Source organism: Streptomyces javensis (assembly GCF_039525925.1).
Taxonomy (GTDB): Bacteria; Actinomycetota; Actinomycetes; order Streptomycetales; family Streptomycetaceae; genus Streptomyces; species Streptomyces asiaticus.
This window is the reverse complement of sequence record NZ_BAAAIF010000053.1, coordinates 44,397-65,637: the sequence shown is the minus strand read 5'-3', so window position 1 is coordinate 65,637 and position 21,241 is coordinate 44,397. Positions and strand designations below refer to the sequence as shown.

At 71.6% G+C, this 21,241-nt stretch carries 17 protein-coding genes; 10 read left to right on the top strand and 7 right to left on the bottom strand.

Features of this window, described 5'->3' with window-relative positions; genetic code table 11:
* Positions 1-2: 2 nt before the first annotated feature.
* From ABD329_RS34380 to add, 5 genes are all read left to right on the top strand, one after another.
* A complete protein-coding gene (locus ABD329_RS34380) occupies positions 3-1,442 on the top strand; it encodes an aldehyde dehydrogenase family protein (RefSeq protein ID WP_198275473.1) in 1,440 nt (479 codons plus the stop codon).
* A gap of 134 nt (positions 1,443-1,576) precedes the next feature.
* Positions 1,577-2,596 (top strand): ABC transporter substrate-binding protein, encoded by a 1,020-nt coding sequence (locus ABD329_RS34375; RefSeq protein WP_198275472.1) that lies wholly within the window; start codon positions 1,577-1,579, stop codon positions 2,594-2,596.
* A gap of 23 nt (positions 2,597-2,619) precedes the next feature.
* Positions 2,620-3,492, top strand: a complete 873-nt coding sequence (locus ABD329_RS34370; protein ID WP_309142618.1) for an ABC transporter ATP-binding protein — start codon at positions 2,620-2,622, stop codon at positions 3,490-3,492.
* A complete protein-coding gene (locus ABD329_RS34365; protein ID WP_198275471.1) occupies positions 3,492-4,334 on the top strand; it encodes an ABC transporter permease in 843 nt (280 codons plus the stop codon). Before ABD329_RS34370 ends, ABD329_RS34365 begins: the two co-directional genes overlap by 1 nt.
* Positions 4,334-5,329: an adenosine deaminase gene (gene add, locus ABD329_RS34360; RefSeq protein WP_198275470.1), complete on the top strand. Its 996-nt coding sequence runs from the start codon at positions 4,334-4,336 to the stop codon at positions 5,327-5,329. The genes ABD329_RS34365 and add overlap by 1 nt, the downstream gene beginning before the upstream one ends.
* A 39-nt stretch (positions 5,330-5,368) precedes the next feature.
* Here the strand turns inward: add and ABD329_RS34355 are convergent, their stop codons facing one another.
* From ABD329_RS34355 to ABD329_RS34335, 5 genes are all read right to left on the bottom strand, one after another.
* The gene (locus ABD329_RS34355; RefSeq protein WP_198275469.1) at positions 5,369-8,239 is read right to left on the bottom strand and encodes an NHLP bacteriocin export ABC transporter permease/ATPase subunit; all 2,871 of its coding nucleotides are present in this window, start codon (positions 8,237-8,239) and stop codon (positions 5,369-5,371) included.
* A 1-nt stretch (position 8,240) separates the two neighbouring features.
* Complete coding sequence (locus ABD329_RS34350; protein WP_425574413.1) at positions 8,241-10,523, bottom strand: NHLP family bacteriocin export ABC transporter peptidase/permease/ATPase subunit; 2,283 nt, start codon at positions 10,521-10,523, stop codon at positions 8,241-8,243.
* Positions 10,520-11,326: an HlyD family efflux transporter periplasmic adaptor subunit gene (locus tag ABD329_RS34345; protein ID WP_198275468.1), complete on the bottom strand. Its 807-nt coding sequence runs from the start codon at positions 11,324-11,326 to the stop codon at positions 10,520-10,522. The genes ABD329_RS34350 and ABD329_RS34345 overlap by 4 nt, the downstream gene beginning before the upstream one ends.
* Before the next feature lie 129 nt (positions 11,327-11,455).
* Positions 11,456-11,674 carry a type A2 lantipeptide gene (locus ABD329_RS34340; protein ID WP_198275467.1) on the bottom strand — a complete coding sequence of 73 codons (219 nt, stop codon included), beginning with the start codon at positions 11,672-11,674 and terminating at the stop codon, positions 11,456-11,458.
* A gap of 462 nt (positions 11,675-12,136) precedes the next feature.
* Positions 12,137-13,156: a glutathione S-transferase family protein gene (locus ABD329_RS34335; RefSeq protein WP_198275466.1), complete on the bottom strand. Its 1,020-nt coding sequence runs from the start codon at positions 13,154-13,156 to the stop codon at positions 12,137-12,139.
* A gap of 187 nt (positions 13,157-13,343) precedes the next feature.
* Here ABD329_RS34335 and ABD329_RS34330 point away from each other — a divergent pair, with 187 nt between their 5' ends.
* Positions 13,344-14,339 carry a DMT family transporter gene (locus ABD329_RS34330; protein ID WP_198275465.1) on the top strand — a complete coding sequence of 332 codons (996 nt, stop codon included), beginning with the start codon at positions 13,344-13,346 and terminating at the stop codon, positions 14,337-14,339.
* Positions 14,340-14,517: 178 nt separating this feature from the next.
* On the opposite strand, the gene ABD329_RS34325 is transcribed toward ABD329_RS34330, so the two are convergent.
* Positions 14,518-16,113 carry a helix-turn-helix domain-containing protein gene (locus ABD329_RS34325; RefSeq protein WP_198275464.1) on the bottom strand — a complete coding sequence of 532 codons (1,596 nt, stop codon included), beginning with the start codon at positions 16,111-16,113 and terminating at the stop codon, positions 14,518-14,520.
* A 239-nt stretch (positions 16,114-16,352) separates the two neighbouring features.
* Between ABD329_RS34325 and ABD329_RS34320 the strand changes: the two genes are divergently transcribed.
* Complete coding sequence (locus tag ABD329_RS34320) at positions 16,353-16,838, top strand: hypothetical protein (protein WP_198275463.1); 486 nt, start codon at positions 16,353-16,355, stop codon at positions 16,836-16,838.
* Positions 16,839-16,977: 139 nt separating this feature from the next.
* On the opposite strand, the gene ABD329_RS34315 is transcribed toward ABD329_RS34320, so the two are convergent.
* Positions 16,978-17,586 (bottom strand): TetR/AcrR family transcriptional regulator, encoded by a 609-nt coding sequence (locus ABD329_RS34315; RefSeq protein WP_198275462.1) that lies wholly within the window; start codon positions 17,584-17,586, stop codon positions 16,978-16,980.
* Positions 17,587-17,760: 174 nt separating this feature from the next.
* Between ABD329_RS34315 and ABD329_RS34310 the strand changes: the two genes are divergently transcribed.
* The 3 genes from ABD329_RS34310 to ABD329_RS34300 all read left to right on the top strand — a co-directional run bounded on the left by ABD329_RS34310 (position 17,761) and on the right by ABD329_RS34300 (position 21,173).
* Positions 17,761-18,984: a cytochrome P450 gene (locus tag ABD329_RS34310; RefSeq protein WP_198275461.1), complete on the top strand. Its 1,224-nt coding sequence runs from the start codon at positions 17,761-17,763 to the stop codon at positions 18,982-18,984.
* Between the two features lie 133 nt (positions 18,985-19,117).
* Positions 19,118-20,257 carry an amidase domain-containing protein gene (locus ABD329_RS34305; protein ID WP_198275460.1) on the top strand — a complete coding sequence of 380 codons (1,140 nt, stop codon included), beginning with the start codon at positions 19,118-19,120 and terminating at the stop codon, positions 20,255-20,257.
* A 154-nt stretch (positions 20,258-20,411) separates the two neighbouring features.
* Positions 20,412-21,173 (top strand): GNAT family N-acetyltransferase, encoded by a 762-nt coding sequence (locus ABD329_RS34300; protein WP_198278670.1) that lies wholly within the window; start codon positions 20,412-20,414, stop codon positions 21,171-21,173.
* The last annotated feature ends 68 nt before the right edge of the window (positions 21,174-21,241 follow it).

The window sequence follows — 21,241 nt, the reverse complement described above, 5'->3', positions numbered from 1 at the left end:
CGATGACCCAGTCCACCACCCTGCGGATAGCCAACCACCTCGCCGGTTCCGCGGTGGGGGAACCCACGGTCGAGCGCCGCAACCCCGCGGATCCCGCCGACCTCGTGGCGGTGACCCCCGCCTCCGACGCGGCCGCGGTGGCCGAGGCCGTCACGGCCGCCGAGGGGGCGCAGCCCGGCTGGGCCGCGCTGCCCGCCCCGGCGCGGGGCGCCATCCTGATGGACGCGGCCGAGATCCTGCGCGGCCGGCACGAGGCGGTGGCCCGTGACCTGACCCGGGAGGAGGGCAAGACCCTGGCCGAGGCGCGCGGCGAGGTGCGGCGCGCCATCGACGTGCTGCGTTACTTCGGTGCCGCGGGCTGGCGGCTCGGCGGGCAGACCTTCCCCAGCGCCACACCCGATACGGCGGTGCACACCCGGCTGGAACCGATGGGGGTGGCCGGGCTGATCACCCCGTGGAACTTCCCCATCGCCATCCCCGCCTGGAAGATGGCGCCCGCCCTGGTGAGCGGGAACAGCGTGGTCATCAAGCCCGCCGAGCTGACCCCGGTGTCGGTGCGCCATCTCATGACGGCCCTGGCCGAGGCGGGGCTGCCGCCCGGGGTGCTGAACGTGGTGCACGGCAGGGGGTCGGTGGTGGGCGAGGCGCTGGTCGCCGACCCTCGGGTGGCGGCGGTCTCCTTCACCGGCTCCACCGGGGTGGGCAACCGGATCCGGGAGACGGTCGAGCGCCGTCACGGCCGGGTCCAGTTGGAGATGGGCGGAAAGAACGCCGTGGTGGTGCTGGACGACGCCGATGTGCGGCAGGCCGCGGAGCTGGCGGCCGCGGGGGGCTTCGGCCTCACCGGGCAGGCGTGCACGGCCTCTTCGCGGATCATCTGCACCCCCGGGGTGCATGACGCGTTCGTCGAGGCGCTGGCCGAACAGGCCGCCCGCTACCGGCCGGGCGACGGGCTCGCGGCGGGGACGGCGATGGGCCCCGTGGTCAGCGCCGCCCAGCTGGAGACGGATGTGGCGGCGGTGGAGCGGGCACGGGCCGAGGGCGCCACCGTCGTGGCGGGCGGAGAGGCCCCGGACGGGCTGTTCCTGGCGCCGACGGTGCTCGCCGGGGTCGGCCCCGGCCATTCCTCGGCCCGGGACGAGATCTTCGGCCCGGTGGTGGCGGTGCTCGCGGCCGAGGGCCTGGACGAGGCGATCAGTCTGGTCAACGATTCGGCGTACGGCCTCGCGGCGAGTATCTGCACCCGGGATCTGGCGGCCGCCCAGCATTTCGTGGCGGGGGTGCAGGCAGGGGTCGTCAAGGTCAACCGTCCCACCACCGGACTCGATTTGAACGTCCCGTTCGGCGGGGTCAAGGACTCCTCCACCAATACCTTCCGCGAACAGGGGCCGACCGCCGTGGAGTTCTTCACCTGGTCGAAATCCGTCTATCTCGGCTGGTGAGTTTCGCCGCCGTAAACAATCCTATTCAACAACGTTCCACCATTGCCGACTTGAAGAAATGCTGATGTAGTGAAGGAAGCCATCGGAAGCAGCAGTTCCGTTTCGTTGTTTCCGCCTCCGGAATTGAGGTAGTCATGAGCGACAAGGTTTCCCGGCGGAGATTCCTCGCCGCCGGCGGCGGTCTCGCCGTGGGCGGTTTGGTCACGGCCTGCGGCGGTGGGCCCGACGGAGCGGGCGGCACCGCGAAGTACCAGATCGCCTGGACGGGTGACAACGGCGTGCTCGGCGAGGTCGTCGCCGAAGCGAAGGGCTGGTACAAGGAGGCCGGGGTCAAACTCACCTTCCAGCCCGGCGGCCCCAATGTGAACGGTGTGACGCTGGTCTCCGGCGGCGCCGCGGCCTTCGGCCAGAACGCGTCCAGCCCCGCCGTCATGATGGCGCGCTCCCAGGGGCAGCCGGTGCGCGCGTTCGCCGTGGGCGTGCAGCAGCATCCGCTGGCCTACATCTCCCTGCCCGGCAATCCGGTCAGAAAGCCGGAGGACTTCATCGGCAAGACCGTCGGCATACAGGCGGGCGGCGACGCGGTTCTGTACGCGGTGCTGGCCGCGAACAACATCGACAAATCCAAGGTCAAGGTCCAGGTGGTCGGGTCCGACTTCACTCCGCTCAAGCGCGGAAAGGTCGATGCCATGGCGGGCTGGATCACCAACCTCGAGGCGTTCTCCATCCTGGACGAATACGAGACGCTACGGGCGTGGGACTCGGGCGTGCATCTCTACGGCAATGTCTACTTCGCCACCGACACCACGATAGAGAAGCGTCCGAAAATGCTCCAGGGATTCGTGGAGGCGACCGCCCGTGGTTATGAATACGCCCATGGGCATCTCGACGAGGCCGTTGATCTGCTGGTGAAGAAGTATCCAGGCCTGAAGAAGGAACCCCAGTTCAAGGCCAGCGAGGTGCTGATGAAGCTCATCTTCACCGAAGCCACCGCCAAGGACGGCTGGGGCGCCATGAGCAGGGACCTCTGGCAGCGGCAGATCAGCCAGTACGCACAGCTCAAGCAGTTCACATCCAAGCCGCCGACCGTGGACAAGGTCATGACGACCGACGTTCTGCGGGCCACCGCGGCATCCCGACCCAAGCTCGGCTGAACACCTCCGAGGGAGGAACTCCCGTGACAGCCAAGACAGCCATGGCAGCTGGATCAGCGACCGCCGCGGACACCACGGAGTCCGCGGACCCCGCGACGACGACGCCGGACGGGGCCGGACCCCGGAACAGCGTCGTACTGGAGAACATCACGGTCACCTTCGCCACCGAACGCGGAGAGGTGACCGCCCTGCGCGACATCAGCCTCGCCGTCGAGAACGGCGGCTTCGTCTCGCTCCTGGGCCCGTCCGGATGCGGCAAGTCCACGCTGCTGCGCGTGGTGGCGGATCTGCTCTCCCCCACCGCCGGTACGGTCGCGGTGCTCGGCACCTCGGCCCATCAGGCGCGTACCTCCCGCCGGCTGGGGTTCGTCTTCCAGGACTCGGCGCTGCTCCCCTGGCGCACCGCCGTGGAGAACGTCCGGCTGCCGCTCCAGGTCGGCGGCGGCGCCAAGGCCGTACCGGACGCGGCGGACGCCCCGTCCCCCGAGGAGCTGCTGGCGCTGGTGGGTCTCGCGGGGCGGGAGAACGCGTACCCGCATGAGCTGTCCGGCGGAATGCGCCAGCGCGTCTCGATCGCCCGCGCGCTGGTGTGCCGGCCTCGGGTGCTGCTGATGGACGAGCCGTTCGGCGCCCTGGACGAGATCACCCGCGACCGGCTCAACGAGGAGCTGCTGCGCATCTGGGAGGCGACCGGGACCACCATCCTCTTCGTCACCCACAGCATCGCCGAGGCCGTGTTCATGTCGCAGCGGGTCCTGGTGCTCTCCGCGCATCCGGGCCGGGTCCGTGAGCTGGTCCCGGTGGACCTGCCGTATCCGCGCACCCTCGACGTCCGCGAGACCCCCGAGTTCACCGCGCTCGCCGCCCGCCTTCGCCACCTGCTGGAGGACTGCTGATGTCGACCGCCACCACCTCGACGCCGTCGGCGGCCGAGGAACCCGATGTGAAGTCCACCGGGCGCGGGCGAGGTTCCGTCCGCGGCGGCGCCCGTCCGCTCCGCGCGCTGCTGCCGGTGTCCGCGGCGCTCGTCCTGCTCGCCCTGTGGGAGCTCGGCGGTCGCGTCTTCTCGGTGCCCCAGTACGTGCTGCCGATGCCCTCGGACATCTGGCGCTCCCTGAACGACGACTCGGCCCTGCTGATGGACAACGCCTGGCCGACCATCATCGAATCCGCCCTGGGCTTCGCGGTGGGCAACGCGGTGGCGGTGCTGCTGGCCATCGTCTTCGTCCACTACCGGCCGGTGGAGCGGGCGCTGATGCCCGTCGCGCTGTTCATCCGCACCATCCCCATCGTGGCCATCGCGCCCGTCCTCGTCATCATGATGGGCAACGGCTATGCCCCGAAGGTGGCCATCGGCGCGCTGATCTCCTTCTTCCCCACGCTGGTCAACATGGTGCGCGGGCTCCAGGCGGTGGACCAGCAGTCGCTGGAGCTGCTGCGCGTGCTGTCCGCCTCCCCCTGGGAGATCCTGTTCAAGGTGCGGATGTACGCCTCGCTGCCCTATCTCTTCTCCTCCCTGAAGATCGCCACCGGCAACTGTGTGATCGGGGCGATCGTGGCCGAGTGGATCGGCTCCCAGCAGGGGCTCGGCTATCTCATCATCCAGACCACCTACAACTTCAACACTCCGCAGCTGTACGCCGTGATGGTCATCGCCTCCGCCATCGCGATCGTCTTCTACGCACTGGTCGGCACGGCGGAGCGGCTGACGGTGCGCTGGGAGGCCAAGGCTCCCTGATGGAACGGAGACCACTGATCGCGGCCGACTTCCTGACCCTGCCGAAGGCCGAGCTGCATCTGCACACCGAGGCCGCGATGCGTCCGGACACCGCGCGGGAGTTCGGCGAGCGGTACGGACTGCCGTCGCCGCCGCTGAGCGACGCGTATCCGACCTGGCCGGAGTTCAACCGCGCCTATGAGAGCTGCCGCGCGCTGGTGGGTTCGCTCGACGATCTGCGCCGGGTGGTCGGGGAGGTCTTCGACGCGGCTCCGGACGCCGGTGTCGTCTGGACGGAGCTCCATCTGGGCCCGCATCTCTACCAGGGCCGGCTGGGCCCGCCCGAGGCCCTGGTGGAGGCCGCGCTGGACGGCCTGGCCGCAGCGCGCGGCGACGGCGGCATGGTCCTGGGGATCGGGCGCGACCGGAGCCCGGCGGACGCGGCGGAGGTGGCCGCGCTCGCGGTCCGCCACCGCGACCGCGGCGTCGTGGCGATGGGCCTGACCGGCAACGAGGCGGGCCGCCCCGCCGACGACTTCGCCGGGGCGTTCCGCATCGCGCGCGAGGGAGGTCTCGCGGTGGTTCCGCACGCCGGGGAGAGCGGCCCCGCCTCGAGCGTGCGCAACACCGTGGACCTCCTCGCTCCCGATCGGGTGTGCCACGGCGTACGGGCCGTCGAGGATCCCGGGCTCGTCCGTGAGCTGGCCGAGCGGAGCGTCTGCCTGGACCTCGCCCTCACCGGCAACGTCATGCTGAAGGCGGTCGAGTCGGCCGCGGCCCATCCGCTGCCGGCCCTGGTCCGCGCGGGCGTCCCGGTGACGCTGAACAGCGACGCGCCGTATCTGTACGGCATCGGCATCCTCGACGAGTACGCCATGGCGCACAGCCGCTACGGCCTGAGCGCCACCGACCTCGCCCGGATCGCCGCGGACTCGCTCCGGTTCTCGGCCGCCGGGCCTGAGCTCGCGGCCCGGATGCGGGACCGGATCGGCGCCTGGGCGGCCCACCACGGTTGACCGCCGGGTGACGCCCCCTGGAGCGCCGGGGTGGCGCCCCTAGAGCGTCTGGCGCCGCACCAGCTCGTGGAGCTTGCCGCCCGCGATGGCCATCAGCTCGGCCGGGGCGCCCTGCTCCACGATCCGGCCGTCCTCCATGACCAGCACGCGGTCGGCGTCCATGACGGTCGACAGCCGGTGGGCGATCACCAGCCGGCTGGCGTTGAGTCGCCGGGTGCTGTCGATGACGATGCGCTGGGTCTCGTTGTCCAGGGCGCTGGTGGCCTCGTCGAAGAAGAGGACCCGCGGCCGGCGGATGAGGGCCTGGGCGATCATCAGCCGCTGCCGCTGGCCGCCGGAGATGGCGCCGCTGCCGGAGATCATGGTCTGGAGCCCCATGGGCATCTGCCGGATGTCCTCGGCCAGACCCGCCAGTTCGGCGGCCTCCATGGCCTCCTCGGGGGTGTACGGCTCGGCGCCGCGGATGCAGTCGAGGATCGTGCCGCCGAGCGGCTGGGCGTTCTGGAGGACCACCCCGCACTGACGGCGCACGGCCGCCTGGTCGAGGGCGGCGAGGTCCTGGCCGTCGTAGAGCACGCTGCCGGACACCGGCCGTTCGAAGCCGATGAGCAACCGCAGCAGGGTCGACTTGCCGCAGCCGCTCGGGCCGACGACGGCCACGAACTCGCCCGGCCGGATCTCCAGCGAGACATCGTCGAGCACCAGCGGCCCGTCGTCGCCGTAGCGGAAGGTGAGGTTCCTGGCCCGGAGGTCACCGGAGAGCCGTCCCGGCTGGGCGCTGCCGCCGCGCACCTCGGGCGGCTCGTCGAGGATCGGCTTGACCTGCTCGAACATGGGCAGCACCGCGACCACCGAGACCAGGGAGTTGGTGAGCTGCGTGAGGGAGGTGAGCAGCATGGTCACCGAGGTGTTGAAGGTCAGGAAGGCGCCCGCCGACATGCTCCCCCGCGCCGGACCGGCCAGCAGCATGAACACCGCGAGGGAGACCAGCGGAAGGTAGACGGAGTCCAGCACCTGGGTGAGGTTCTTGATGCGCCCGGTGCGCTGATGCAGATCGCGGGAGTGGGCGAAGCCACGGGCCCAGGCCGCGTAGGCGAAGTTCTCGGCCGCGGCAACCCGCAGCTTGGGCAGGCCGCGCAGGGTCTGGAACGCCTGGTTGTTGAGCTTGTTCTCGCTCTCCACCAGCCGTCGCTGCCAGCGCACCTGCCACAGCCCCATGCCGAGGAAGACCCCGGAGACCACCAGCAGTACGGCGATCACCGCGAGCGCCAGGGAGGCGTTGTAGTACAGCAGCAGGGCGAGGTTCATCACGCCCACGGTCCCGGCCTGGAGGACCGTCGGGGCGACCCCGGACATCACCCGGCGCATGGTGCTGATGCCCAGTGCCGCGCTGGCCAGTTCGCCGGTGGAGCGCTGGGCGAAGAAGGTGGTCGGCAGCCGCAGCAGCCGGTCCCACACCGCGGGCTGGAGAGTGGACTCCAGCCGCCCCTCGAGCCGCAGCAGGGTCAGGTTCTGGAGCAGCATGAAGGCGGCCGCCACGACACCGGCGACGATCAGGGCCAGGGAGATCTGCACGATGGGGCTCTTCTCGGCGCGGGGCACGAAGCCGCCCAGCACCTGGCCGGTGGCGAGCGGCACCAGCGCGCCGAGCGCCACCGTCACCAGCCCGCCGATCAGGAGGTTGCGGAAGTCCCCGGCGGCGCCGCGCACACTGAAGCGCATCAGCCGCCACACCGTCATCGGCCGGTCGGGCAGCGGACGGTAGAACATCACGCCCCGCGGCTCGAACTCCTCCGCGTTGCCGCCACCCACCCGGATACGCAGGCCGGAGGCGGGGTTGACCGCCTCGTACCGGCCGCGCCGCCACAGCAGCGCCACCGGGGCCCCGGACTTGGCGCGGTAACCCACCAGCGGTCCGGCGTCCTCCCGCCACCACTGGCCCTCGAGCCGGACGGCGCGGGTGCGGATCCTGGCGTGGGCGGCGATGCGCTCCACCGGGTCCGTACGGTCGTCGGTGGGGCGGCCCCGCTGCGGATCGGGCAGGGTGATCCCGGCGGCCTCCGCCACGGCGCGGCACACCGCGTGCACGGCGTCGTCGGTGCTCTCCTCCGACGGCCGCCGGTCCCGCCGCGGTCCTCCGATGGAGGCGATCAGCGCCTGGTCGGCGCGGGTGCGCACGGCCTCACCGGCCCGGATACCGGCCGCCGTACGGTCGGCGTGGGCCCGCTCCATGGTCTCGATCCAGCGGTCCACGGCGGTGCCGAGGCGGTACTGCTGGTTGACCATCCGCTGCCACAGCGCGCCGTCGATCAGCAGGTCACCGGCGGCCTGGGCGCTGTACTCGGCGCCGTAGCGCACACTGCCGGGCGGCACCGGAAGCCAGAGCAGGTCCTCGTCGGCCGCCTCCGCCTCGGACGCGGCCCCGCCGTCCAGCGGGGCCTGGAAGAGGACGCCGAGGCTGCGGCTCACCCCGAGCGCCACGGCGTGCTCCAGCGGGGTGGGCGGGGTGTCCTGGAAGCCGCCGCCGTACGTGGCGTACGGATCGCCGGACTGGCCGGTGCCGTACGCGTCGTGGATCTCCGGGCGGTAGAGCTCGCGCAGTGGGATGCGGCGCACCAGGCAGTCCTGCGAGGGGCGGCCCAGCAGGGTGTGGTGCGGCCCCTCGACCGGGCCGGGGAGCGCCGCGCCGGTCTCCAGGCGGCCGAGGAAGTGCCACTGCCCCTCCGCGGCGGCGTCCACCGCGAACAGGTCCAGGGCGCCGCCGACGACGAGCCAGAGCACCTGCGGGCCCTCCAGCGGGAGGCTGCGCAGCCCGGCGCAGTCGACGGGCGTGCCGAGGGCGCCCAGCGCCTGGACCACCGCGTCGCCGCCGTCCGCGGCCACCGCCGCGGCCGGGTGAACGGACGCCATGTCAGTGCTCCTTCATCAGCTCGGCGTACGGGCCTCCGGCGGCGGCGAGGTCCTCGTGCCGGCCGCGTTCGACGACCGTGCCGCGGTTCAGGACCAGGATCTCGTCGCTGTCCCGTACGGTGCTGAGCCGGTGGGCGATCACCACACACGCACAGCCGCGGCGGCGCAGGTTGTCCATGACGAGCTGCTCGGTCCGCGCGTCCAGGGCGCTGGTGACCTCGTCCAGCACCAGCACGCTGGGGCGGCGCACCAGGGCGCGGGCGATCTCCAGCCGCTGCCGCTGGCCGCCGGAGAAGTTGCGGCCGTCCTGCTCCACCCGGCAGTGGATCCCCTCCGGGCGCCGTGCGATCACATCGTCGTAGAGCGCGGCGTCCCGCAGGGCCTCCACCACCGCCTCGTCCGGGATCGACGGGTCCCACAGCGCCACGTTGTCCCGCACCGTCCCCTCGAACAGGAAGATCTCCTGGTCGACGAAGGAGACGGAGGCGGCCAGGGCGCCGCGGGGGATGTCCTCCAGGCGCTGTCCGTCGATGCGGATGACCCCCTCCCAGGGGGCGTAGAGGCCGGAGACGAGCCGGGAGACGGTGGACTTGCCACTGCCGGAGGCGCCGACCAGCGCCACCTGCCGGCCGGGGCCGACGGACAGCGAGAAGTCGCGCAGCAGCGGCTCGTCCAGCGGGTTGTAGCCGAAGGTGATGTTCTCCAGGGTCACCTGCCCGGTCAGCCGGCGGGTGTCCTCGCGCGGCTCGTCGCGGGTGTAGAGCGAGTCCACCGGGAAGTTCTCCACGTCCTTGAGCCGGGCCACGTCGGCGGAGAAGTCCTGGATGCGCCCGGCCACTGAGTTGAGCCGGGTGATGGGCGCGGTGAAGCGGGTCACCAGCGCCTGGAAGGCCACCAGCAGACCGATGGAGATATGGCCCTCGACGGCCCGCAGCCCGCCGATCCAGAGGATGAGTGCGCTGTTGAGCGTGGCCAGGGTGGGCGCGACCACGGCCAGTACGGAGCTCGGCACGCCGAGGCGCTGCTGCTCCTCCAGGGTGATGGCGTGCTGACCGGCCCAGCGGCGGAAGTAGCCCGCCTCGCCACCGGTGGCCTTCACCGTCTCGATGAGCTGGAGACCGGTGTACGAGGTGGTGGTCAGCCGCGCCGTGTCGGCCCGCAGCTTCTGGGTCCTGGTGGCGCGCAGCCGCACCACCACCCGTATCGCCACCACGTTGAGCAGCGCCAACCCGACGCCGACGGCGGTGAGTTGGGGGTCGTAGGTCCACAGCAGCACGGCGTAGAGCACCACGACGACCCCGTCGACGGCCGCGGCGGCCAGATCGCGGGCGAGCGTCTCGGCCACGGTGTCGTTGGAGCGCAGCCGCTGGACCAGGTCGGCCGGGCTGCGCTGGGCGAAGAAGGTGACGGGCAGCCGCAGCAGATGGCGCAGGAACCGCGCGCTGCTGAGGGTGGAGGAGATGATGCGCCCGCGCAGCAGGTTCGCCTGCTGCACACCGGTCAGCACTGCGGTGAGGACCACCGCCACGGCCATCGACGCGAACAGCGGCTGTAGTGTCGAGTCCTGGCCGGCGATCAGGAAGGTGTCGATGAAGGTACGGCTGAGCGCCGGTACCGCGGCCCCCACCGCCACCAGCAGCAGGCTGGCCAGCAGCGACGCCAGCAGGGTGCCGGTGGTGCCGCGCATGCGCGGGGGCAGGGCGCCCAGCACCCCGGGGCGGCGCCCGCCCCGGCGGAAGGACTCCTCGGGTTCGAAGACCAGGACCACACCGGTGAAGCTGGTGTCGAACTCCTCGATGGGGACGAAGCGGCGTCCCTTGTCGGGGTCGTTGATGTGGACGCCGCGCTTGCCGAACCGCCGCCCCATGCCGTCGTAGACGACGTAGTGGTTGAACTCCCAGAACAGGATGGCCGGGGCCTGGACCTCCACGAGGGCCTCGGGCTCCATCTGCATGCCCTTGGCGCGCAGACCGTAGCTCCGGGCGGCCTTGAGCAGATTGCTGGCGCGGGAGCCGTCCCGGGAGACTCCGCAGGCGATCCGCAGCTCCTCCAGCGGCACATGCCGCCCGTAGTGTCCGAGCACCATGGCGAGCGACGCCGCACCGCACTCCAGCGCCTCCATCTGGAGCACGGTGGGGGTGCGTACGGTACGGCGCCGGGGCTTCCTCGGCCCGGCTCCGCCACGCGGGGCGCGGCGCCGTCCGCGGGCCGGCTGGGGGCGGCGCGCCCCGCTGCTTCCGGCGGGTGCGGGCCGGGGCGGTCCGGCCTCGTTCGTCGCGGTCACGGGAGCAGCCAATCGATGGGGTGCTGAGCGTCCAGGTGGACGGTGCCGTCGGTCAGGGTCATGGAGCCGAGGGCGAACGGCGGGCCTTCGGGGGACGACCAGCGGTAGCCGGAGCGGGTGCCGGGGCTGCGGTCGAGGCGTACCTGGACGGCGACCGGCGGGCCGTGCTTGGAGAACTCCTCGCCCAGTTGCTCACTGCCGAGGTAGGAGCCGATCTGCTGGCTGGACTGGGCCGTCCGGCCGACGGCCCGCACCTCACCGCGGAGCACACCGTAGGTCTGCGTCGGGGCGGACTGCACACTGAGGTCGACCGAGGCGCCCGCCCGCACCGAGGCCGCCCGGTCCGCGGGGACGTAAAGGGTCGCCACCAGGGGGTCGTCGGAGTGGCGGACCCGCTCCACGGAGGCCACGTTCGCGCCGGTGTTCAGCACGGAGCCGATCGAGGCGGAGAGGGTGGTGAGCCGGCCGGCGGCGATGGTGCGCACGACGGTGGTGCCACGGGCGGTGCGGACCTTCAGCAGCGGCGCGCCCGCCGGAAGGGTGCTGCCCTCCTGCGCCAGGACGGAGGTCACCTGGCCCGCGATCGGGCTCTGGAGCACATAGCTGCCCTGGCCGTGGGTGAGGATCCCGGTGGCGTCGAGGGTGTTGGACACGGTGCCCGTGACGGCCCATACGGCGGCCCCGGCCATGACCACCACCGTGACCGCCAGCGCCAGCCACCCCTGGGGACGGGCGTAGCGCACCGGCAGGTCGATGTCCTCTGCCGACTGCGCCTTGGAGAGGGCCTGCTGGCGGAACTGCACGAGAGTCTTTCCCCAACCGCTGAGGGAGTGATCGAAAACCGCGAAGGGAGTGATCGAAAAGGGCGCCGCGGACCGCCGAGTGCCCCGGACCAGGCAGGCCCGGGGCACAGGGAAGGCGGTGCGTCAGCCTCAGAGGCTGCCGACGACCCCACCGACGATGCCGGTGGTGTTCAGGCCGGTGACGCCGTCAACCGTGCCGGTAACGGTGCCGAGGGCGCCGGTCACCGGGCCGGTGACGGTGTCGACGGTGCCGAGGACGTCGCCCACGGGGTTGCCGATGCCGCCGGCCACGTTGTCCAGCTCGGCGTCGGAGATCTCCTGGGTCGCGACCTTGGGCGCGTTGTTCATTGTTGCGTCTCCCTTGGGTGACTGTCTCATTGAGCTTGCAACAGCGCATGGGTGCCGAGGGGAATCGGCTCCCGCGGCATGGTCACGGGGTTCCGGCGGGAACCGGGGATCCGTGGATGCCTTAGCGCGGAAACGGATGTAATCACGGGGCTCGCCACGCTGCGAATCAGCCAAGTCCGGAACCGGGCATTCCGCCACTTTCCGATCACACGGCAGGCACAAGCGCACACCCCATCGGCGCCGTTCCCTCACAGAAAGGTCACCGAACTCACTGGGCGGCGCGCCCCTTGTGCGAGGTGACGCGCGTCATGTCGGGCCTGCCCGGCACGGCCGAAGCCCAGGTGGCACACGGACCGGGGCGCACACATGGGATGTGTGTAACAGGTGTGCCGATCACTTGAAGACCGGGCGAACGAAGCGACATGCGGCGCCGGGCGGCACGGGAATGCGACATGTGCGACTTCAAGCCACCCGGCCCTCCTCCGGCACCGTCTCGCCGTCCGGCACCGGTCCGGGTGCGGTGCCGTCGCCGAACGGGCGCCCGCCCAGTTCCTCGCGGTGATGCGGCGTCAGCCACCCGGAGAGGTCGGGGCCGAGCGGAACGATGCGACGGGGGTTGATGTTGGTGTGCACCTGGTAGTAGTGGCGCTTGATGTGGTCGAAGTCCACGGTGTCCCCGAAACCCGGCGTCTGGAAGAGATCACGGACATACCCCCACAGCACCGGATCCTCGCTGAGCTTGTTGCGGTTGCACTTGAAGTGGCCGTGGTACACGGAGTCGAACCGGACCAGCGTGGTGAACAGCCGGATGTCGGCCTCGGTGATGGTGTCGCCGACCAGATAGCGCCGCGTGGCCAGCCGCTCGGACAGCTCGTCGAGGCGGGCGAAGAGCCGCCGGTACGCGTCGTCGTAGCTGTGCTGGTGCTCGGCGAAGCCCGCGCGGTACACACCGTTGTTCACATCGCGGTAGATCCCCTCCGCCACCTCGTCGATCTCGTCGCGGTGCTCCTCGGGGTACAGATCCGGGGCGCCCTCGCGATGGAGGGCGGTCCACTCGGTGGCGAGGTCAAGGGTGATCCGGTGGTAGTCGTTGGTGACCAGTTGGCCACTGGGCACGTCCACCACCGCCGGCACGCTCACCCCGCCCGGATATCCCGTCTCGCGGGCGTCGTACGCCTCGCTGAGGAACCCGATGCCCAGCACCGGGTCCCGGTCCCCCGGGTCCAGGGTGAAGCGCCAGCTGCGCTCGTCCTGGATGGGGTCGGTGACGGCCAGCGACAGGGCCGGCTCCAGACCGAGCAGCCGCCGTGAGACCAGCGCGCGGCTCGCCCAGGGGCAGGCCCGGCTGACCACCAGCCGATAGCGCCCGGCCTCCACCGGCCAGCCGTCCCGGCCGTCGGCGGTGATCCGGTCGGCGAAGTGCGGCACGGAGCGGCGGAACTCCTTGCGCTCGGGGGATGTCTCCTGGTCAGCGGTGTTCAACGGGACCACCTACCACCTTCCGAAGGGCTACGGGTGACACCTACCCGGTTCCACATCTCGGGAAGGGGTATTCCTCACGGAACGGACAGGGTGGCCGGGTGGCCGGGTGGCGATACGGAACGAGTGGCGCACGGGCGGCGCACCAGCGTTCAAGACCGGAGGGGAGGGCGAGGGTCAGGGTCGGGGCATGCCTGAAGACAAGGGATGGAAGAGCCCCTACCTCCTGCTCACGGTCACCATGCTGCTCTGGGGCAGCGCCTTCGCCAGCTCCAAGTCGGTGGTGGCCCAGCTGCCGCACACTGTGGCGGCGCTGCTGCGCTTCGGCGGCGGCGCGGTCGCTCTGTTGGCGGCGGTGGCGGTCTTCGGCAAATCGGCGGCCACCCCGGGTTCGACCACCACGGCCGCGGCCACCCCGGCTTCCGCGCGTGGCGGTGGGCGGCGCGCGGCGCTCGCGGGCGTCCTGGGAGTCTTCGCCTACAACGGCTTCTTCTTCTGGGGGCTGTCGCTGGCGCCCTCGCTCGACGCGGGCATCGTCATCCCCGTCCTCAGCCCGGTGCTCACCAGCGCCTTCCTCCTGGTCACTGGAGGTGAGAGCGCCTCCGGGGGGCGGCTGGCCGGGCTCGCCCTCGGGCTCGCCGGAGCGGTGGTGTTCTTCTTCGGCGCGGGCGGCAGCGCACACGGCGGCACCACCCGGCTCACGGGCGATCTGCTGTATCTGCTCAGCGCGGTGTGCTGGGCCGCGTACACGCTCATCGGGCCCCGGGTGCTGGCCGGGATCGACCCGCTGCGCGCCACGACGTACGCCACGTGTGCGGGGGCGGTGCTGCTGGGGGCGCTCGCCGCGCCCGACCTCGGCGAGGTGCACTGGGACGGGCTGCCGGCCGGCCTCTGGCTGAACGTGGTGTTCCTCGCGATCGGCCCGGCCGCCGTGGCCAATCTCCTGTACTACCGGGGAGTGGGTGCGGTGGGCCCGGCTTCCGCGTCCTTGATGATGTTCATGGTCCCGGTGGTCAACACCGTGTGCTCCATGGTCTTCCTGGGCGAGTCCTTCGGCGGGCTCCAGGCGCTGGGCGCCCTGGTGCTGCTGTCGGGCGCGGTGCTCGCCGTCACCCGGGGACGTGTACCGGCACGTCCCCGAGCGCGAACCGCGCCCACCGCGGGAAAGAAGCCCTCGGAGCTGTGAGCACCGTACGGCGCCGGTCTGCATCACTCCCCTCGTGGTGATACAGACCGCCCGCCACGCTGGGAGGCGGGGCTTCGTTTCCGCGCGGTGCGGCAGGAGTGACGCTAAAGCGGACCACGGGGGCGGGCAACGGTGCACGGTGCGCATCGCCCGCCCGCGACATGTGCACGGTGCGCAGTCAGTCCGCCGGGGGGAGCCCGGTGATGTGCAGGGCGTGCACCAGGTCGTGGATCCCGGAGCCGGTGGTGAGCAGATCCCGGCTGAGCAGGTGTTCGGCGGCCCGCAGATGGGCCCTGACGGTGTTCCGGCTGAGACCGAGGTGGCGGGCGGTCCGCTGGGCGTCGGTGTTCGCGTCGATCCACGCGCACAGGGTGGTGCGCAGATCGCGGCCGCGGATGTCCTGGAGCGGGCGGAGGAACTCCCGCGCCCAGGCGTGGGCGGGCTCGGTGCGGAACAGCTCGTCCAGGGTGGGCACCGGCCGCCCGCCCCGGGCGCCGAAGCCGCCGTCCGGCTGCCCTCCGGTCAGGCAGAAGGCCAAATCGAGGGCGGCCCGGGTGCGTACGTCGCCCAGGTCCAGGCCGAGGGTGGCCTCCACCCGGCTGAGGTGGTGGGAGACGGTGTTGCGGCTGATGTCCAGCAGCCGGGCCACCGCGGACCGGGGGAAGGTGACGGCGAGCCGGGTGATGTCCAGGGTGGCTCTCGGGGTGGATCCCAGTGGCCGCAGCAGGGCGCGGGCCCAGGCGCCCGCCTCCGTATGGGGCAGCAGGGGCACCAGCGGTGTCCGGCCCAGATACGCGGCCATCCGCTCGGGCGTATGGCGCGCCGCGGCCAGGGCGTGCAGGGCCTGTCCGTACGCCTCGGCCGTCGCGCCGAGCGGATACGGGCTGCTGATGCCCAGCGCGTAGTGCGCGTTGTCCCGCACCAGGCGGCGCAGTACCGCGCCCTGGCTGTGTGCCGTCTCGGGGTCGTCGGCGACGTCGTGGCGGCCGGTGTCGGGCTCGTCGTCGGCCTCGTCGGCGGACCCGGCTACGACGCCGGACCCGTCGGCGACATCGGACCCGTCCTCGACGCCGGACCCTTCCGCGACCAGACAGATGAGGTGCTCCTTGAAGGCCGGGCAGTGCACCATCAGGCCCGTGCCGTGATAGCCCGAGCCGTCCTGGTAGGTCTGCGCCAGCCGGTCCCGGTCCTCCGGCGGGCAGTGCAGCAGATAGACGCGCAGCCGTTCCGCGTCCAGCAGCGCGGGGACGGCGCCGGTAGTCATCCGGCGAGCCAGGGTGAGATCTCCCGCCAGCAGGGCACTGAAGACGGCGAACCGCAGCTGCCGCGCCTTGTACTGATAGCCGCGGAAGGTGGTGTCCGCGTCCTGCGCCCGGTCCAGGAGGGCGATGAGACTCCCGGCGTGCGAGACCAGCGACGCCGCCTCGCGGGTGGGCGCCGAGGCGCCCGCCACCACCAGCACGGGCCGTGGCGCGTGCGGGCCGAGCGCCTCGAGACGCACCTGAAGGGCGCCGCGCTCGGTGGCCGCCGCGGCCAGCTGCCCGCCGGACAGCCGCGCCAGCGTCGGTTCGAGCGAGGGCAGGATCTGCCGCGGGAAGCGCTCGGTGGAGGTCTCGACCGCGCCCGCGCCGCCGACCAGCGCGACGTCGGCGTCGATCTGCCGGCCCAGCCAGTCGAGTACCGGCCGCGGATCCGCCCCGGCCCCTCGGCTCATCTGTCGCCGCACCTCGTGCAGCAGCTCGTCCAGCCGCCCGGTGTGGGTCGGTGCCTCCACAGCCGTACTCCTCCTCACCCCCGCGCCGCGTCATCCCGCGCGGACCGATCGGCGGTCCGCGCTCGGACGTACTTTATTGACCGGTACACGGGACCTCGGCCAGTGCCATACGTATCAGGCCGGTCCCGCGGGGCGGGTCTGTCGCCTCGGGGGTGTCCGCGCAGGCCAGTGCCCTGCATGGGGCCGTGACGGGGCCTGTTAGGTTGACGTGCTCAGTTGTAACGGGGAAAGGAGTTCACGTGCGCAAGGCAGTGCCCATGGCGGTCACTTCGGTCATCGTCGGCCTTGTCGTCAGCGGCTGCGGAGGCGGCGATGACGGGAAGAAGGAATCGAAGCCGAGCGGTGGAGCCACCAAGGCCTCTCAGGCCGCCCAGCAGTCGCCGAGTGCGGGCCCGTCCGCCCGGGGCACGATCATCGAGCGTTCGGCGGGCTCCTGGAAGTCCATCGTGGCGGCGAAGTCCGCCGACGACCTGGAGACCCTCACCGTCGCGGACGGCAAGGTCACGGCGAAGGGCCCGAAGCTCGACTGCACCGGCACGCTCAAGCCCGGCCAGAAGGGCGGCGAGGACGAGCCCTCCCTGACCCTGTCGTGCAAGGGCGGCAGCGACGGCGGGCGGGGCCAGGGCACCGTCGGGATGAAGGGCGACGACGCCCTGGCGATCAACTGGAAGGGCCCCGAGGGCGGCTTCGGCGGCCCCATCGACAGCTTCCGCAGGGCGGGCTGATCCTCAGGGTCCTCTAGGCTCTCAGGGTCCTCCCGGGTCCCCCGGGTCCTCCGGGTCCTCCGGGTCCTCCGGGTCCTCAGAACACCTCAAGGTTCAGCCGCCTGATGAAGCACCACGCCGAACGGATCGGGACCGGACTTCAGGCCACCGAGCGGAACAGGCCTTCCAGCGCCATCGCCACCTGGTCGGTGGAGAGCGGGTCGGCGACACCGCCCGCCGCGTAGATGCCCCGGTCCAGTTTGATGCCGCGCGTCATCGCGCCGAGCAGCGCGGCCAGTTCGGTGCCGCGCAGGGCGGGCCGGTGGCCGGCCCGGTCGAACAGCCCGTCCAGCATGGTGCCGATCCGGCGGCTGAACCGCTTCTCATGGTCCACCAGCGCGGCGGCGGCATCGCCGTCCCGGAGCGCCATCAGCCGGAATTCCAGGTGGATGAAGACCCAGCGGGTGTCCAGGTGCTCGCCGTTGAAGATCCCGGCGAAGGTCCGGGCGAGCTGTGGGGCCAGATCCCGCTCGGTGTCCATCTCGTCGATCCGCTCCCCGATGTAGTCGGCGGTGCGGTCGCTGTGCCGCCGGAAGACATCGAGGAAGAGCTTCAGCTTGCTGTCGTAGTTGGAGTAGAAGGCCCCGGTGGTCCTGCCCGCGCACTGGCAGATATAGCCGATCGACGCCCCGTGGAAGCCACGTTCGGCGAACGCTCGCTCCGCCCCGATGATCAGCGCTTCCACGGTCTTTGACCGCTGCGGCGGCATCCGTGTGCCCCTCTCCCCCAGCCGTTCGGAAACCTGGCCAGATCCGTACGGTAGCCGATCTGTCCCCCTGTTCAGTAGGGAACCCTATCGGTAGCGTTCCCTATCGAAGACCGCGGCCGACGGCTCCGGGACGTTCGCCCCGGGACAGTTCGAGGATCACGAAGGAGAGCCATCGTGAACGCTCCGATGCCCACGACCCATGACGACCTACGAGACCTCCACGACCTCCCTTCGTATCCGAAAGAGCGGGACGACTACATCAACCCGGCGCGCTCGCTGCTCACCGGACCGCCGATCAGCCCGCTGAGGTTCGCGGGCGGCAGCACCGGCTGGCTGGTGACCGGGTATCACGAGGCGCGGGAGGTGCTGCGGGACCCCCGGTTCAGCGCCGAGCGCTGGCGGGGTGACGACGCGATGCGGCCGGTCCCCGAGTCGATCCGCAGGGACCGGAGCAGCGGGGCGGGGTCGTTCCTGGCCATGGACGCGCCGCAACACGGCCACTACCGGGGCCAGCTCACGCGGTACTTCACGGTGCGGCGGATGCGGGAGCTCGAGGCCCGCATCGAGGACATCGTGGCCGACCAGCTGGACGCGCTGGAGGCGGCGGGCAAACCGGCCGACCTGGTACGGCACTTCGCCCTGCCCATCCCCTCGCTGGTGATCTGCGAGATGCTCGGCGTGCCGTACGAGGAGCGGGAGCTGTTCCAGTCCGTCGCCGCGCGACTGCTCCGTCAGGACCGCACCGACGCGGAGTTCGTGGCCGGGAAGACCGAGCTGGACACCTTCCTGCGCACCCTGGTCGAGGCCAAGCGCAAGGATCCGCGGGACGATCTGATCTCCCTGCTGACCGCGGTCGACGAGCTCGACGACGAGGAGATCGGCGGCATCGCGGGGCTGCTGCTGATCGCCGGTCACGAGACCACCACCAACATGCTCAGCCTCGGCACCTTCGCCCTGCTGCGCGACCCCGAGCAGCTGGAGCGGCTGCGGGCCGACGAGTCGCTCCTCCCCCAGGCCGTCGAGGAGTTGCTGCGCTACCTGAGCATCGTCAACGCCTTCCCCGTCCGCATCGCGCTGGAGGACGTCGTCGTCGGCGGTGTCACCGTCACCGCGGGCCAGTCCGTGGCCGTCTCGGTCCCGGCGGCGAACCGGGACCCGGCGCTGGTGGACGACCCGGACACGCTCGACGTCGGGCGCCCGCGCAGCAGCCACCTCGCCTTCGGCTACGGCATCCATCAGTGTCTGGGGCAGCATCTGGCCAGGATCGAGCTGGTGGCGGGCTATCGCGGACTGCTCCGCCGGTTCCCGGGGCTGCGGCTCGCCGTGCCCCCGGAGGAGGTCCGGATGCGCAGCGACATGGTCATCTACGGAGCGCATGAACTGCCCGTCACCTGGTGACGGCGCCGGGCCGGACCCGGCCCCGGCCTCCGCACAATCGAAATCGTCACATGAGCTCCACAGACGCGGAGTTCATGTGATGATTCGGTGACCCCGGCCCGTCCGGTCCGGGGGTGTGGAGGGGAAATTACACGTGAAGTCAACGACCTTCAGATCCGCCGTGGGGGCCGCGCTGACGGCGGCCCTGTCCGCCGTGGTGCTGCCCGCCTCCGCCGCGAGCGCGGCGGAGAGCCCGGTGGCCGGCACCGTGGACACCGCGACCGCGCAGTCCTTCGGACGGCTGGCCGACGCGGTGCTGACCCAGCGCACGGCGGCTCTGCTGGACAACAACAAGCAGTCGGTGCGGCGCGCGGCCCCGCTCGCCGAGAAGAACGTCCGGCTGTCGGCCGGGCAGACCCGGACCGAGGACACCGCGCTGTCCACGCTGCGCACCCGCAAGGCGCGGCTCGCGGCCCTGGGCGAGGCGTACACCTCCGCCGACACCCGGGTGGCGGTGGACCGGGTACGGGTCGAGGCCGGGCACGCCACGGTCCAGGCCACCGAGACCACGACGCTGGCCTACAAGAAGATACGCGGCGACGAGCCCGCGACCACCGGCTTCCAGGCACACCACCGGCTGAGCTTCGCCGCCACGGCGGACGGGAAGTGGCAGCTGACCGGCCTCACCTCGACCGACGACGGCCCGCTGGCGGTCAACGAGCCCGCCACGGCGCGGGTGGCGACGGCCCGGACGACGGCCCTGCCCGAGGCGAAGCCCGCCGCCATCTCCAAGCCGTCCCAGCCGCAGACGAAGCCCGCCGGGAGCTACGACTACGCGGCGATGGCCTCGTACGCGGAGAAGTACTGGTCGAACTACAACCCCGCCTACCGGAAGTTCAACGAGGCCGGCGGGGACTGCACCAACTTCGTGAGCCAGTCCCTGAAGGCGGGCGGCTGGGCCAACAAGTCCGGCGACGCCGAGGACTACCGCAGCTGGTGGTACGACACCTCGTACCAGTCGACGTCCTGGGTGGGCGCCAACGAGTGGTCCTGGTTCACCCTCGACGCCAAGCGGGCCACCAACCTGGCGAACGTCTACTACATGGGCGTCGGTGACGTCATGCAGATGGACTTCGACAAGGACGGGTCCAAGGACCACACCATGATCGTCACCTACCGGAGCTCCAGCGGTGTGCCGTACATGACCTACCACTCGGTGAACACCTACCGGAAGTCCGTGGCCAGCATCATCGCCTCGTACCCGAACTCGCTCTACTACGCCTACCGCACCTGAGGCGCCCGGCGCGCGTCCGTGCCGCCCCGTGACAGTGGACCCCGCCCCCCGGGCGGGGTCCACCGCGTTTGCCCCGGGCCCGGGGCCATGTGTCAGAGTGGACCACCGCCCCCCGTATCCCCTCTCCCCTGTGAGCTCCTTCCCCCCGAGAGTGATGCAGTCCACGACGTTTCCTCCCCGCACCGCGGATCTGTTCACCCAGGGCCTGGAGAACCGCCCGGGCTCCGCTCTGCTGCGCTTCGGCGCGGCGCGCCGACGGTCGGCCGACCGGCTCAGCTGGGCCGGTACCGGGGCCGTGGCCTGGCTCGACGGCCCGCGTGGCCATGTGTGGAGCGTCGGGGAGCCGGTGCCCGCCGCCGGGCTGGTGCTGGGCGCGGCACAGCGTCTGCCCGACCAGGTGAGGGAGTTCACCGGCCCCCGTGGCACCGACGCCCTGGTCTCCCGCCATCTGCCACTCGCCGATGTGGTCGAGTGGGTCTTCCGCTGGACACCGGACGAGCCGCCCGCCCATCCGGGTGAGGAGCGGGTGGCCGAGCTCGGCGAAGACCACCACGAGGAGCTGCTGGCCTTCCTGCGGGAGCACAGCCCGGGCCATTCGACCGGCCCCGGCTCCGCCGGTATCAGCCTGTGGGCCGGGATCCGGGACGAGGGCGGGCGGCTGGTGGCCTGCGGCGCCCTGAGCAGTCTGCGGGACAGCGGCGCCCCGCTGATGGCGTCCGTGGCGACCGACGCCCGGCTGCGCGGCCAGGGGCTCGGCGCGGCGCTGACCTCCTGGCTCACACGGTACGCGGTACGCCGGTACGGCTTCTGCACGCTGTGGCAGCTCGCCGACAACGCCCCCGCCGAACGGCTCTACACCCGCCTCGGCTACCGCAATGAGGACCACTGCGTGGCAGCGCGGATCGCCGCGCGCTGATCCGGCCGGGGACATGACACCGGCTCTGACCGGCGACACCTCGATCCCGAAACCCGGCGCACCCCGGC